Raw genomic sequence first — 14753 nt, 5'->3', positions numbered from 1 at the left:
TCTTTTTCTTCTCCGTGGGTGGACGCGCACGGAAACTGTCAGGGGGCGGTCGGGGTGGGTTCGCGGGACCGTTGGCGCCATGGATGGCGCCATCGAGCCCCCATGGACGGGTTTACGGCGTGTCCCGCGAACCCACCCCGACCGACCCAATCACATGAAGCGCATTTCGCGACCAAGCCACGAGGGGCTGCGCCGTTGGCGGGAATCCCTCGGGAATTCGTTAGCCGGAAGTTAAAGATCCGTAAGCATTCTGCTGCGATCCCGCAGTCATCTGCATGCAACCGATCGTCATTAGCCTTCGTGACGTTCCAGTCAGGTTCGACGCGGTAAGCTCTCCCTCGATGAGCTCGCAGCATCGCTCATCGAGTGCAGTACGCAGTAGCAATTTGGAGGAATACATCACATGGCAATCGTTCTTTATGTCGGTGGTAGCAAGGATGGCGAGAAGGGCGTGGTGCCCTACGGCTTCAGCAAATCCCGCGCCGACACCGCGCTGGGGCCAGAGTTCTACACGGAGCGGTTCATGGAACTGCAAGGTGTCGGCAAGGTCCGCCTGATGGCCCTGGAAAGCATGCGTGACGACATCGTCATGCAGCGCGCCGCCCGCCACTACCGCTGACCTTCGCAACACGCGGCAGGGCGCGCCCACCATCGTGCGCCCGCGCCGGCATCCCAGCCCAGAGCCGGTCCGAGCCCTCTCTCCGCCAGGATGCCGGCGTCCACTCCGGGTACGCCGCTGAACCTCGCCGCCTGTCAATGCCTTGTCCGGCTCCGTCGTCGGTTGCCAGAATGGGGTCTTCCCGTAACGCGGCACAGACCTGAAGCAATGCACGACGCCAAGAACGCCCAGAGCGCGCTCGCCCAGCAGATCGCCCAGACCATCGCCGACGAGATCGGTGCCCAGTCCGCCCAGGTACGTGCCGCCGTCGGCCTGCTCGACGAGGGCGCCAGCGTTCCGTTCATCGCGCGCTACCGCAAGGAAGTGACCGGGGGCCTGGATGACACCCAGCTGCGCAACCTGGAAGTGCGCCTGACCTACCTGCGCGAACTGGAAGACCGGCGCGCGGCGGTGCTGGCCAGCATCGGCGAGCAGGGCAAGCTCAGCGACGAGCTGCGCAACGACATCCTGGCGGCCGATACCAAGAGCCGTCTGGAAGACCTGTACCTGCCGTACAAGCCCAAGCGCCGTACCCGCGCGCAGATCGCCCGCGAGGCCGGGCTGGAGCCGCTGGCCGATGGCCTGCTGGACGATCCGACGCAGGACCCGCAGGTGTTTGCTGCCAGCTTCGTCGATACCGACAAGGGCGTGGCCGATACCAAGGCCGCGCTGGAGGGCGCGCGCGCGATCCTGATGGAGCGCTGGGGCGAGGACGCCGCGCTGGTGGGTGAGCTGCGCACCTGGCTGGGCGAAACAGGGGTGATCCGCGCCCGCGTGGCCGAGGGCAAGGAAACCGAAGGCGCCAAGTACCGCGACTATTTCGAGCATGCCGAGGCACTGGCGAAGATCCCGTCGCACCGGTTGCTGGCGCTGTTCCGTGCGCGGCGCGAGGAAATCCTGTTCCTGGAGCTGGACCCGGGCAACGATGCCGAGGTCGGCCACCAGTACGCCGAAGGGCGCGTGGCGCGCAAGGCCGGCATCGCCGACCAGGGCCGAGCCGCTGACCGCTGGCTGCTGGATGCCTGCCGCCTGACCTGGCGCGCCAAGCTGCACACCCACCTGTTGCTGGACCTGTTCAACCAGGCCCGCGAGAAGGCCGAAGCCGAGGCCATCGCAGTCTTCGGCGACAACCTCAAGGATCTGCTGCTGGCCGCGCCGGCCGGCCCGAAGACCGTGCTGGGCCTGGACCCGGGCATCCGCACCGGCTGCAAGATCGCCGTGGTCGACGCCACCGGCAAGCTGGTCGCGACCGATACCATCTACCCGCACGAGCCGCGCCGGCAGTGGGACCAGTCGCTGCAGACGATCAAGCAGCTGTGCGCCAAGCACAACGTGGAACTGATCGCGATCGGTAACGGCACCGCCAGCCGCGAGACCGACAAGCTGGCCGGTGAAGCGATCAAAGCGGCCGCCAACCCGAAGCTGCAGAAGGTGGTGGTCAGCGAGGCCGGCGCGTCGGTGTACTCGGCGTCCGAGTTCGCCGCCAGGGAATTTCCGGGCCTGGACGTGTCGCTGCGCGGCGCAGTGTCGATCGCGCGCCGACTGCAGGATCCGCTGGCCGAACTGGTCAAGATCGAACCCAAGGCGATCGGCGTCGGCCAGTACCAGCACGACGTGGACCAGTACCGCCTGGCGCGGGCGCTGGATGCGCGGGTCGAGGATTGCGTGAACGCCGTTGGCGTCTACGTGAACACGGCCTCGGCGGCGCTGCTGTCACGCGTGTCCGGCCTGTCGGCCACGGTGGCCGAGAACATCGTGCGCCATCGGGACGACAACGGCCCGTTCAAGCGCCGCAAGGACCTGCTGAAGGTCGCGCGCCTGGGCGAAAAGACCTTCGAGCAGTGCGCCGGCTTCCTGCGCATCGCTGATGGCGACCAGCCGCTGGATGCCTCGGCCGTTCACCCGGAAGCCTACCCGGTAGTGGAGCGCATCGTGGCCAGCACGGCGCGCCCGATCAAGGCGCTGATCGGCGACGGCAGCTTCCTGCGCGGGCTGAAGGCCGAGCAGTTCACCGATGCCACCTTCGGCGTGCCGACCGTGCGCGACATCCTCAAGGAACTGGAGAAGCCGGGTCGTGACCCGCGCCCCGAGTTCAAGGCGGCGCGTTTCGCCGAGGGCGTGGAGGACATCAAGGACCTGCGCGAGGGCATGGTGCTGGAAGGCGTGGTCAGCAACGTGGCGGCCTTTGGGGCCTTTGTCGATATCGGCGTGCACCAGGACGGCCTGATCCACATCTCGGCGCTGTCTGATACGTTCGTGAAAGACCCGCGTGACGTGGTCAAGGCCGGTGACATCGTCAAGGTGAAGGTGCTGGAGGTGGACGTGGCGCGCAAGCGCATCGCCCTGACCCGGCGCCTGGACGACACCCCCGGCCAGGCCACCAGCCGCCCGGGCCAGCGCGACGAGCGCGGCCAGGGGCAGGGGCCGCGCCGTGACGCGGGCGGCCAGAACCGTGGGCCGAACCGCGGCCAGGGCAATGGCGGCCGCCCCGGCGCGTCGGCAGCACCGGCCAACAATGCCCTGGCCGAAGCCTTCGCCCGCGCCAAGCGCAGTTGAGGATCGTGGCCCCCGTCACGGTTGATCCGGGGCGGGGGGCTTGTCGGTTTTCCCCGTGATTGCGCACACTGGCGCTTGAGGGGAGGCGTTCGGCCCCCCCCGCTGTCGCTGGGGAGGGCCATGACGCCAGCACGACCCGCCGTCTTCGTTGCAGGCTGCAGCGCGCCGCTGCGGCAGATGCGTGCCTGCGCGGGCGGGGGAACGGATTGATGGCGGGCCAGGGAAACAACGGCAACGGGCTGCTTGAACGACGCCTGCAGGAGTTGGCCGAAGAGCGGCGCCGGCTGGCGATGATCATCGACGGCACGGCGGCCGGTACCTGGGAATGGAACGTGCAGACTGGCCAGATGCGGGTCAATGCACGCTGGGCCGAGATCGTCGGCTACCGCCTGGAAGAGCTGCAGCCGATCTGCCAGGAAACCTTCCTGAAGCTGGTACATCCGGATGACATCGCGTTGTCTGATGCCGCGCTGGAGGATCATTTCGCCGGCCGCAGCGACAACTACGCCTGCCTGCTGCGCATGCGGCACAGGAACGGCCAGTGGATCTGGATCCAGGACCGCGGCCGGGTCTTCGAATGGGACGGGCAGGGCCGGCCGCTGTGGATGGCCGGCGCGCATGCCGACGTGACCGAGCTGCAGCAGGCGCGGCAGGATGCGGCCGAAACCCGCCAGCGCCTGCAGGCGGTGGTCGATGCGTCCGACGAGGTGGCGGTGATCGCCACCGATACCGATGGCACCATCACCCTGTTCAATACCGGTGCGCAACGCCTGCTGGGTTACAGCGCTCCGGAGGTGGTCGGCCAGCGCCGGCTCGACGCCTTCCATGATCCGGCCGAGCTGAACGCCTGGCTGCAGCCGCTGGCCGATGCCGAGGGCAATCTTCCGGGCGTGTTCGAGGCGCTGAGTGCGCGTGCCGACGGGCAGACCTACTCGCGGCAGTGGACCTTGCTTCGCAAGGATGGCCAGCCACGGCAGGTGCGCCTGTCGATCAGCCGCATGGATGGGGCCAACGGGGTGCGCATCGGCTATGTCGGCATGGCCATCGACATCACCGAGATCCTGCAGGCCCGTGCCGAGGCCCGCCTGTCGGCGGAAAAGTTCGCCGGTGCGTTCACGTCCGCCGCGCTGGGCATGGCCCTGGTTTCGCTGGAGGGGCGCTGGCTGGACGTGAACGACGCCCTGTGCCGGATCCTGGGTTACCCGCGCGAAGAGCTGCTGCAGGTCGATTTCCAGCGCCTGACCCATCCCGACGATCTGCAGGCCGATCTGGCGCTGGTGCACGATCTTCTGGCCGGGCGGCGCAGCCACTACCACCTGGAAAAACGCTATCTCGACCGCGATGGGCGGGTGATCTGGACTCGGTTGTCGGTGTCGCTGGTGCGCAACGAGCATGGCCAGCCGGTGCATTTCGTGTCGCAGATCCAGGACATCACCGCCCAGCGCAGCAGCGAGCAGCGCTTGTTCGAGAGCGAGCAGCGCAGCCGCCTTACGCTTGATGCGGTGGCTGACCTGGTGCTCAGCGTCAACCTGGATGGTCGTATCGACTATGCCAATGCTGCGGCCGTGCGCATGCTGGCCGGCGATGGCGCACTGTCGCTGGCCGGGCACAAGGTGCAGGACGTGCTGGCGCTGACCACCGAATACGCGCCGGGCTCAGTGCTGGATGTCTCGGTGCTGCTGGACCCGGAAAGCAATGCCGTGGACCTGCATGCCGATCTGCTGTTGCGGCTGGGCACGGCAACGGTACCGGTGGACCTGACCCGCGCGTGGCTGCGCGATGACGAAGGCCATGTGCGCGGTGCGGTCTGGGTGCTGCGCGACGACACCCAGCAGCGTGCGCGCCAGCGCGAGGCGCGGCACCTGGCCGAGATCGACCCGCTGACCGAACTGAGCAACCGCCGTGGTTTCGAAGTACACCTGCAGCAGGCCATCACCCGCGTCGAGCGTACCGGCCAGGCGGCCTCGCTGATGTACATCGACCTGGACCGCTTCAAGCCGGTCAACGACACCTGGGGCCATCTGGCTGGTGATGCCGTGCTGTGGGCGGTGGCCAGTGTGCTGCGCCATGGCGTGCGTGACTCGGACGTGGTGGCGCGGCTGGGCGGTGACGAATTCGCGGTGATCCTGTCCGGCTGCACGCCGCGCCGTGCAGCGCGCATCGGTGGCGAACTGCTGCATACGCTGGCATCGCTGTCCATTCCCTGGGACCAGGACCGGCTGCGGGTCGGCGCCAGTATCGGTGTCGCGCCGCTGGCCGGCGGCATGAGCGTGGACCAGGCTGTGGCCGCGGCCGACGCCCAGTGCTACCGGGCCAAGGCGATGGGCCGCAACAACGTGCAGGTGCAGGGCGAACTGTCCGAGCTGCCGGGTGACGACGGCGAAACGGGCTGAACCGGCCCGCACCGTGGTGGTGGATGAAGGATGTTTCATTTGCCCGTGCTGGCTGATTTGGCGAGCATGGGCCAGTCTCGACTCCAGCGGTGCCCATGTCGCGCGTATTGACCATCGAGGATGACGCCATCACTGCCCAGGAAATCGTGGCCGAGCTGGGCAGCCATGGCCTGCACGTGGACTGGGTGGCCGATGGTCGTGAAGGCCTGGTGCGCGCGGCCAGCGGCGACTATGACGTGATCACGCTGGACCGCATGCTGCCTGGCCTGGACGGCCTGGCCATCGTCACCACGCTGCGGCGGATCGGCGTTGCCACGCCGGTGCTGATGCTCAGCGCGTTGTCCGACGTGGACGAGCGCGTGCGCGGCCTGCGCGCCGGTGGCGACGACTACCTGACCAAGCCGTTCGCCTCCGACGAGATGGCGGCGCGGGTGGAAGTGCTGTTGCGTCGCCGCCAGCAGCCGGCCAGCAACGAGACCGTGCTGCGGGTCGGCGACCTGCAGCTGGACCTGCTGGCGCGCACCGCCCACCGTGGCGGGCGCAGCCTGAGCCTGCTGCCGACCGAGTTCAAGCTGCTGGAGTACCTGATGCGCAACGCCGGGCAGGTGCTGACCCGGATGATGCTGTTCGAGGAAGTGTGGGGCTACCACTTCGACCCGGGCACCAACCTCATCGACGTGCATATCGGCCGCCTGCGGCGCAAGCTGGACCAGGCCGATGCACCGTCGCTGATCCGTACCGTGCGCGGCAGTGGCTATGTCCTCAGCGAAACTGTCTGACGGCTGGCGTTCGTCCAGCAGCCGCCTGCTGGGGCTGTACAGCCTGCTGTTCGTGGCCTGGTCGTGCGTGCTGCTGGGGGTGCTGTACTGGCGGGTATCGCTGTACCTGGACGAGCTCGCGCAGTCCGCGGTGCTGCAACGCGCACATCTGTTCGAGCACTTCACCGGCGATGGGCTGACCGCGGCGCTGCGCGAGAACCGCCGCTACGACCTGCATGGTATTGATGCCTACGGCCTGTTCACCCCCGACGGAAAACCGCTTGCGGGCATGCTGAAGTCGCTGCCGGCACAGCTGCCACTCGATGGCAGCGCACACCCGGTTTCCGGATTGCCCATCGCCGATGTGAACGCGCGAGGCAAGCGCGGCTTCGGCCTGGCGATGCCCACCCGTGACGGCCGCATCCTGGTGCTGGTGCGCTACAGCGGGCCGTTGAACGAGGTCAATCACCTGATCCTCGACGCGCTGTTGTGGGGCGTTTCACTGACCCTGGTGCCGGGGCTGCTGGGCTGGCACCTGTTGCGACGGCGGCCGCTGCGACGCATCCAGGCCATCGAACAGGCCACTGCGCGCATCGTTGCCGGTGATCTGGGCCAGCGGCTGCCGTTGGCCAACCGCCGCGATGAACTGGACATGCTGGCGACCATCGTCAACGCCATGCTCGACCGCATCGAGCAGCTGATGACCGAGGTCAAAGGAGTGTGTGACAACATCGCCCACGACCTGCGCACCCCGCTGACGCGCGTGCGTGCGCAGCTGTACCGCATGCGCCAGCAGGTGGCCGACGGCGATCCACAGTCGCTGCCTCTGGAGCAGGTACTGGAGGAGACCGATACCCTGATGGCACGCTTCCGCGCGTTGCTGCGGATTTCCGAGCTGGAGGATCACCAGCGTCGTTCCGGCTTCGCCACGCTGGCGCCGGAGCCACTGCTGCAGGAGATCCACGCCTTCTATGCACCGCTGGCGGAGGAGAAAGGGCAGGTGTTGTTGCTGGAGTTGGACGCCGATCTGCCGGGCGTGATGGGGGATCGCGGCCTGTTGTTCGAAGCGATCGGCAACCTGCTCGACAATGCGATCCGGTTCGCACCGGAGGGCGGCGGCGTGCAGCTGTCGGCGCGGGTGGAAGACGGCGCGACCTGCATCGCGGTGGAGGATTCCGGGCCGGGCATACCCGAGACGGAGCGCAGCCTGGTGTTCCAGCGTTTCCATCGCGCGGAGGCCATCAAGGGCGGTGGATTCGGCCTGGGCCTGTCGATCGTGGCCGCCATTGCGGGGCTGCATGGGTTCCGCCTGCAGGTGACGTCGTCTTCGCTGGGCGGCGCGTGCTTCAGCCTGCTGTGCCGGCCGCAGGTGCTGTAGGGGTGTTTTTCTGCAGGGCTTGCAGCCCTGCACCTGCCGCAATCAACGTCAACGTCAAAAGCGGGCAGTCCGTGGGATGGCGGGGTGGGTCCGGTGGCAGGGGACGCCGTGAACCCATCCATGGGGGCTTGGTCGCGCCATCCATGGCGCTCACACCCCTGCCACCGGACCCACCCCGCCTTCGACAGTATTTCGCGATCTGCTGGAACGGCATTCTGCTCTGGTAGGTGTCGACCTTGGTCGACACGGTAGATCTGATCAAAGTTTGACTATCGATATCTGACGGATGTGTCGACCAAGGTCGACATCCACCAACAGCCACGGGAATCTGTCAGAGGTGGGGCGGTGTCGGAGTGCGGGGTGTCAGCCGCATGGATGCGGCTGCCAAGCCCCCAGGGATGGGTTCACGGCGTCCCCGCACTCCGACACCGCCCCGCTATCCCACGGAATGCTGCTGTTGCTGTTGCTTGAAGGCTTCGGCGGGTGCAGGGCGCAGCCCTGCCGAACCCACTCCCTTCATGAAATATGTTTCATCTGCGGCACAGCCTTGTTTTAGCCGGTAGCGCCGATACTTGCCGGCCTGCGCTGCCCGCGGTGGGCAGTGGCATCGCTGGAGAGCCGCATGCTCGGGTTGGTCAGGACCGCGCTCAACAAGCCTTACACCTTCGTGGTGATGGCCATTTTCATCTGCATCGTCGGTCCGCTCAGCGCGCTGCGCACCCCCACCGATGTATTCCCCGATATCGGCATCCCCGTCATCGCCGTGGTCTGGCAGTACACCGGCCTGTCACCGGATGCGATGGCCGGGCGGGTGATCTCGCCCTACGAGCGTGCGCTCAGCACCACCGTCAACGACATCGAGCACATCGAATCGCAGTCGCTGGCGGGCATGGGCGTGGTCAAGGTGTTCTTCCAGCCCGGCGTGGACATCCGCACCGCCAATGCGCAGATCACCGCGATCTCGCAGACCATAGTCAAGCAGATGCCGGCCGGCATGACCCCGCCGCTGATCCTCAACTACAGCGCCTCCACCGTGCCGGTGCTGCAGATGGCGTTCTCCAGCCCGACGCTGGGTGAATCGCAGATCCGTGACCTGGCGCAGAACACCGTGCGCCCGCCGCTGACCTCGATCCCTGGCCTGGCCATTCCCGCGCCCTACGGTGGCAGGCAGCGCCAGATCACCCTCGACCTGGACCCGCAGGCAATGGCGGCCAAGGGCCTGTCCGCGCAGGACGTGGGCAACGCACTGGCCGCGCAGAACCAGATCACCCCGGTCGGCACCGCCAAGCTGGGCAGCAACGAATTCACCGTGTTGCTCAACAACAGCCCCAGCGAAATCGAAGCGCTGAACGACCTGCCGATCCGCACCGTCAACGGTGCGGTGGTCACCATCGGCCAGGTCGCCCATGTGCGCGATGGCTCGCCGCCGCAGACCAACATCGTGCGGGTCAACGGTGGCCACTCGGTGCTGATGGCGGCGCTGAAGAATGGCGACGCCTCGACCCTGACCCTGGTCAGCCGCATCCGGGCCATGCTGCCGCAGATTGGCGAAACCCTGCCGCCGTCGCTGAAGATCTCGTTGCTCGGCGATGCGTCCACCTTCGTGCGCGAATCGATCAGCAGCGTCGCCCGCGAGGGCATCATCGCCGCGCTGCTGACCAGCGTGATGATCCTGGTGTTCCTCGGCAGCTGGCGCTCGACCGTGATCATCGCCGCCTCGATTCCGTTGGCGGTGCTGTCGGCCATCGCGCTGCTGTCCGCCGCCGGGCAGACGCTCAATGTGATGACCCTGGGTGGCCTGGCACTGGCCGTGGGTATCCTGGTCGACGATGCCACGGTCACCATCGAGAACGTCAACTGGCACCTGGAGCAGGGCAAGGGCGTACGCGAGGCGATCCTTGATGGCGCTGCGCAGATCGTCGGCCCGGCATTCGTGTCGCTGCTGTGCATCTGCATCGTGTTCGTGCCGATGTTCCTGCTCGACGGCATCGCCGGTTATCTGTTCCGGCCGATGGCGCTGGCGGTGATCTTCGCCATGGCCAGCTCGTTCGTGTTGTCGCGCACGCTGGTGCCGACCATGGCGTTGTACCTGTTGCGTCCGCACCGGGTGGAGGGCGGGGCAGGCCATCATCCCGAGGATGCGTTCCTCAACCATCATGAAGGCGATCATCCGCAACCGCGTCGCGCACGGATGGCGGCCACGCTGGTGCGCTGGCAGCAGCGCTTCGAAGCCGGATTCTCCGCCACCCGCGACCGCTACCACGCGCTGCTGGGCCTGGCACTGGCGCACCGGGGCCGCTTCCTGCTGGGTTTCATGGCCTGCGTACTGGTGTCCTTCGCGCTGCTGCCAACCCTGGGCCAGGACTTCTTCCCGGCCACCGAAGCCAGCGCGTTGTCGCTGCATGTGCGCCTGCCCCTGGGCACGCGCATCGAGGAAACCGCTGCAGCGTTCGACCGCATCGAAGCGCGCATCCGCCAGGAACTTCCGCCGCAGGAGATCGATGCCATCGTCGACAACCTCGGTCTGCCGATGACCGGCATCAACATGGCTTACAGCGCTACCGGCACCATCGGTCCGCAGGATGGTGACATCCAGGTCTCGCTGAAACCGGGTCACGGCGATGCCGCCGAGTACGCGCGACGCCTGCGTGAGGTACTGCCTTCGGCCTTCCCGGGCGCCAGCTTTGCGTTCCTGCCCGCCGATACCAGCAGCCAGATCCTCAACTTCGGTTCACCGGCGCCGCTGGACGTGCGCATCGCCGGACCGGATGCCGCCGGCAACCGCGCCTATGCGCAGGAACTGCAGCGCCGCCTGCGCCACGTGCCGGGGCTGGTCGACCTGCGCCTGCAGCAACCCGATGGCTATCCGACCCTGAAGGTGGATGTCGATCGGCTTCGCGCCAATGGGCTGGGCATCACCGAGCGCGATGTCACCAACAGCATGGTGGCGTCGCTGGCCGGTAGCGGCCAGGTCGCCCCGACATTCTGGTTGAGCCCGAAGAACGGCATCTCCTACAGCGTGGTCGCCGCCACGCCGCAGTACCGCATGGACAGCCTGGCCGCACTTCAGGCGCTGCCGGTCACCGGCAGCGGTGGTGGCGTGCCACAGGTGCTCGGTGGCCTGGCCGAGATCCAGCGCGGCTCCAGTTCGGCGGTTGTTACCCATTACAACGTGCAACCCACGCTGGACGTATATGCCAGCGTGCAGGGCCGCGATCTCGGCGCCGTGGCGGCCGACGTGCAGAAGGTCATCGATGGCATGGCAGGCCAGCGGCCGCGCGGCACCGAGGTTGGCCTGCACGGCCAGATCGATGCGTTGCACGTGGCCTTCAGTGGCCTCGGCTACGGCCTGCTGGCCGCGATCGTGCTGATCTACCTGCTGATCGTCATCAACTTCCAGTCCTGGACCGATCCGTTCGTGATCATCACCGCGCTGCCGGCCGGTCTGGCAGGCGTGGTCTGGATGCTGTTCCTGACCCACACCACGTTGTCGGTGCCGGCGCTGACCGGGGCCATCCTGTGCATGGGCGTGGCCACGGCCAACTCGATCCTGGTGGTCAGTTTCTGCCGCGAGCGCCTGGCCGAGCATGGCGACGCGGTCAAGGCCGCACTGGAAGGGGGTTTTACCCGCTTCCGCCCGGTCTGCATGACCGCACTGGCGATGATCCTGGGCATGCTGCCGACTGCACTGTCCACCGAACAGAATGCACCGCTGGGCCGCGCGGTGATCGGCGGCCTGCTGCTGGCCACCTGCGCCACGCTGCTGTTCGTGCCGGTGGTGTTCGCATTGGCCCACTCCCGTAAAACCCGTACTGCTCCTGCCGGAGAACCCCTGCATGTCTGAGTCTTCACTGCCGCAGCGTTCGCTGCGCCGTCCTCTGGTCCTGGCCGCCGCCGTGGTGGTCATCCTCGTTGCCGGTGGCCTGGCCCTGCGCGCGCAGCAGGCACACGCCGTGGTCGAGTGGACCGAGCGCCAGGCGGTGCCGTCGGTGCAGGTGGTGACCGCCGGGGAGCAGGGCGCCCCGGGTACGATGACGCTGCCGTCGCACCTGAGTGCCTGGACCGAAGCACCGATCCACGCGCGTGTGGGTGGCTACCTGAAGTCGTGGAGCGCTGACATCGGCCAGCCGGTGAAGGCGGGGCAGGTGCTGGCGGTGATCGACAGCCCGGAGCTGGACCAGCAGATCGCGCAGGCGCATGCCCATCTGCTGCAGGTGCAGGCCGACGCGGCGCTGGCCAAAGTCAGCGCCGAGCGCTGGCAGGGCATGCTCGGCAGCCATTCGGTATCGCGCCAGGAAGCCGACGAGAAGCAGGCCAATGCGGTGGCCGCACAGGCCAGCGTGGAAGCGGCGCAGGCCGACTACGCGCGGCTGCAGGAACTCGGTCGTTACCGCACCTTGCGTGCGCCGTTCGATGGCACGGTCACCTCGCGGCAGACCGATGTCGGCCAGTTGATCCGCGCCGATGACAGCGGGCGCGAGTTGTTCAACATCGCCGATACCCGACGCCTGCGCCTGATGGTGCCGGTACCGCAGAACAGCGCGGCCAGCATCCGTCCCGGGCTGCAGGCAACCTTGCAGGTACCGGGCCAGGAGGGACGCCACTTCACCGCCACCCTGCAGGGAGACTCCAGCGCGATCGACCGCAGTTCCGGCACCCTGCTGGCACAGTTCGTGGTCGACAATGCCGATGGCGCACTGCTGCCCGGCAGCTACGCGGAAGTGACGCTGCCACTGCAGGGCGGGGGAGCTGGCGTGAGCGTGCCAGCGGAGGTGTTGATCTTCCGGGCCAAGGGCACCCAGGTGGCAGTGGTCGACAGCAAGGACATCGTGCACCTGCGCGACATCCATATCGCCAGTGACCTGGGCAGCACGCTGCGCGTCGACCGAGGCCTGCAGGCCGGGGACAGGGTGATTCCCAATCCGCCTGATGCACTGCGCGAAGGTGACCGGGTGCATGTGGTGGCCGGCGGACAGGAGCCCACGCATGCCCGCGGCTGAGCGCGCTGCCGTACTGGCGGCGGTGGCGGTGGCGGTGGCGCTGGCATTGGCTGGCTGCTCGCTGGCGCCCGCCTACCAGGTGCCAGCGGTGGCAGTGCCGGTGGCCTATGAACGTGCAGGGGCCACTGCCGGATCAGGGGCGCTGCCACAGGCGTGGTGGCAGGCCTTCCAGGACCCGGTGCTGGACCGGCTGCAACAGCAGTTGGGCGCGGCCAACCCGAGCCTGGCGTTGGCCGTGGCGCACTACGATGCAGCGCGTGCCGCGGCGGGTGAAGTGGCATCGACGCGGGCGCCGCAGGTCGGCTTCAGTACCGGCCCGGTGCGCCAGCGGCAGTCCGATGACAAGCCGCTGCGCAGCGCCACCCAGCCGGCGATCTATGACAGCAATACCGCCACGTTCTCGCTGTCGTTCGACCTTGATCTGTGGGGCCGCCTGCGCAACGCGGCTGCCGCGGGCAAGGCGCGTGCCGAAGCCAGTGGCGATGACCTTGCCGCTGCGCGGCTGAGCCTGTCGCAGCAGTTGGCCGGGCTCTATCTGCAGCTTCGCGGCGCCGAGGCGCAGCAGGCGATCCTGCATGACAGCATCGAGGACTACCGGCAGGCGTTGGCGCTGACCGAAGACCGTTTCCGTGGCGAGATCGCTTCGCAACTGGACGTATCGCGGGCGCAGCACCAACTGGCCAGCGCGCAGGCCGATCTGGATGCGCTCGACGGCCGCCATGAACTGCTGCGGCATGCCATCGCCGAACTGGTCGGCGCGCCGGCCACCGGCTTCGTCATCGCCGACGCGGGTCTGCCGGCCCTGCCATCGGTGCCAGCCGATCTGCCCAGCAGCCTGCTGCAGCGACGGCCGGATATCGCTGCCGCTGAGCGCCGGGTGTTCGCTGCCAATGCGGGCATCGGTGTGGCGCGCGCCGCGTGGTTCCCGCAGCTCAGTCTCAGCGGCCTGCTGGGTGGCCAGACCTCGGGTGGCAGTGCCCTGCTCGACGCGGGTAACCGCTACTGGGCGCTGGGTCCGCTGGCGGCGCTGCCGGTGTTCGATGGCGGCCGTCGCAAGGCGGCCAAGGCCGAGGCCTATGCCGAGTTCGACGCGGCCTCGGCGCAGTACCGGGCCGCCGTGCTGGCCGCGATCCGCCAGGTGGAAGACCAGTTGACCCTGCTGCGCCAGCTCGATGCGCAGCGCGGCCACGAGCAGGATGCGGTGACTGCGGCGCGGCGTGCCGAGCAGATCGCCAATGACCGTTACACCGGTGGTGCGGTGAGCTACCTGGACGTGGTCAGCGCGCAGACCGATGCCCGCCAGGCGCAGTTGGGGCTGCAGGACATCCAGAGCCGGCAGCTGCAGGCCAGCGCGGCGTTGATGGCGGCGCTGGGCGGAGGCTGGTCGCGATAGCCGCTGGAGGCGGTCTCAGCCTGTGAGAGGGCGGGGCGGAACAATCGCCCCATCCACCCCGGACAGGAGAGTGCACGATGATGGCCTGGAATCGAACTGTCGTCGCCGCCTACGCACCGGCGATGATTGGCTGGTGCCTGGCGCTGGCCGCCGGCTTGCGCCTGGAACAACTGCGAGGCGACCTGCATGCGCAGGCGTTGCTGCCGCTGCTGCACGGCGGCGTTGTGGCGTTGCTGGTGCTGACACTGGCCTGCACGCTGGCCGCAAGCGCGGTGCTGTGGCGGGCCAATCGGCCACCACCGCGAACCGCCGCCCCGTGATCTACAGCGCAGCGGCTTCCATCAGCACGAACCGGCAGGGCGCACGCTGGAAGGCGTTGATCTGTGGCACCAGGCGCTGGAAGTGTTCGCTGGCGCAGTGGAGGTCAAGCGCGGCGCGGTCCGGCCAGAGCTCGATGAAGATGAAGTGCCCGGGATCCTTCTGGTCAACGAACAGTTCATAGCTGACGCACAGCGGCTCGCGCTGCGTGCACGCGACCAGCTCCCGGTAAAGCGGAAGCACGGTTTCCACGGCATCGGGATGGATGAAATCCTCGGCGATCACCTTGAGCATGTCGG

The 14753-nt window shown here is 67.7% G+C and carries 10 protein-coding genes; 9 read left to right on the top strand and 1 reads right to left on the bottom strand.

What is annotated here, in order from left to right; all coding sequences use genetic code 11:
* Window positions 1-403: 403 nt before the first annotated feature.
* From VN11_RS13645 to VN11_RS13605, 9 genes are all read left to right on the top strand, one after another.
* Entirely contained in the window at window positions 404-619 is a 216-nt protein-coding gene (locus VN11_RS13645) for a hypothetical protein (protein WP_006452005.1), read from the top strand.
* A 207-nt stretch (window positions 620-826) separates the two neighbouring features.
* Complete coding sequence (locus tag VN11_RS13640; protein ID WP_053450135.1) at window positions 827-3214, top strand: Tex family protein; 2388 nt, start codon at window positions 827-829, stop codon at window positions 3212-3214.
* A 209-nt stretch (window positions 3215-3423) separates the two neighbouring features.
* Window positions 3424-5607, top strand: coding sequence for a PAS domain S-box protein (locus tag VN11_RS13635; RefSeq protein WP_053450134.1), 2184 nt, complete (start codon window positions 3424-3426; stop codon window positions 5605-5607).
* 95 nt (window positions 5608-5702) lie between these two features.
* Entirely contained in the window at window positions 5703-6386 is a 684-nt protein-coding gene (locus VN11_RS13630; RefSeq protein WP_053450133.1) for a response regulator transcription factor, read from the top strand.
* The gene (locus VN11_RS13625; RefSeq protein WP_053450132.1) at window positions 6364-7743 is read left to right on the top strand and encodes a sensor histidine kinase; all 1380 of its coding nucleotides are present in this window, start codon (window positions 6364-6366) and stop codon (window positions 7741-7743) included. The genes VN11_RS13630 and VN11_RS13625 overlap by 23 nt, the downstream gene beginning before the upstream one ends.
* A 622-nt stretch (window positions 7744-8365) precedes the next feature.
* Window positions 8366-11587 carry an efflux RND transporter permease subunit gene (locus VN11_RS13620; protein ID WP_053450131.1) on the top strand — a complete coding sequence of 1074 codons (3222 nt, stop codon included), beginning with the start codon at window positions 8366-8368 and terminating at the stop codon, window positions 11585-11587.
* The gene (locus tag VN11_RS13615) at window positions 11580-12743 is read left to right on the top strand and encodes an efflux RND transporter periplasmic adaptor subunit (RefSeq protein WP_053450130.1); all 1164 of its coding nucleotides are present in this window, start codon (window positions 11580-11582) and stop codon (window positions 12741-12743) included. The genes VN11_RS13620 and VN11_RS13615 overlap by 8 nt, the downstream gene beginning before the upstream one ends.
* The gene (locus tag VN11_RS13610) at window positions 12730-14136 is read left to right on the top strand and encodes an efflux transporter outer membrane subunit (protein ID WP_053450129.1); all 1407 of its coding nucleotides are present in this window, start codon (window positions 12730-12732) and stop codon (window positions 14134-14136) included. The genes VN11_RS13615 and VN11_RS13610 overlap by 14 nt, the downstream gene beginning before the upstream one ends.
* Window positions 14137-14213: 77 nt before the next feature.
* A complete protein-coding gene (locus VN11_RS13605) occupies window positions 14214-14456 on the top strand; it encodes a hypothetical protein (protein WP_053450128.1) in 243 nt (80 codons plus the stop codon).
* A gap of 1 nt (window position 14457) precedes the next feature.
* Here the strand turns inward: VN11_RS13605 and VN11_RS13600 are convergent, their stop codons facing one another.
* Window positions 14458-14748, bottom strand: coding sequence for a putative quinol monooxygenase (locus VN11_RS13600; RefSeq protein WP_053450127.1), 291 nt, complete (start codon window positions 14746-14748; stop codon window positions 14458-14460).
* Between the last annotated feature and the right edge of the window lie 5 nt (window positions 14749-14753).

This window comes from Stenotrophomonas maltophilia (assembly GCF_001274595.1).
GTDB lineage: Bacteria > Pseudomonadota > Gammaproteobacteria > Xanthomonadales > Xanthomonadaceae > Stenotrophomonas > Stenotrophomonas forensis.
Note: the sequence above shows the minus strand (reverse complement) of the source record. Positions and strands in the feature narration are given on the sequence as shown.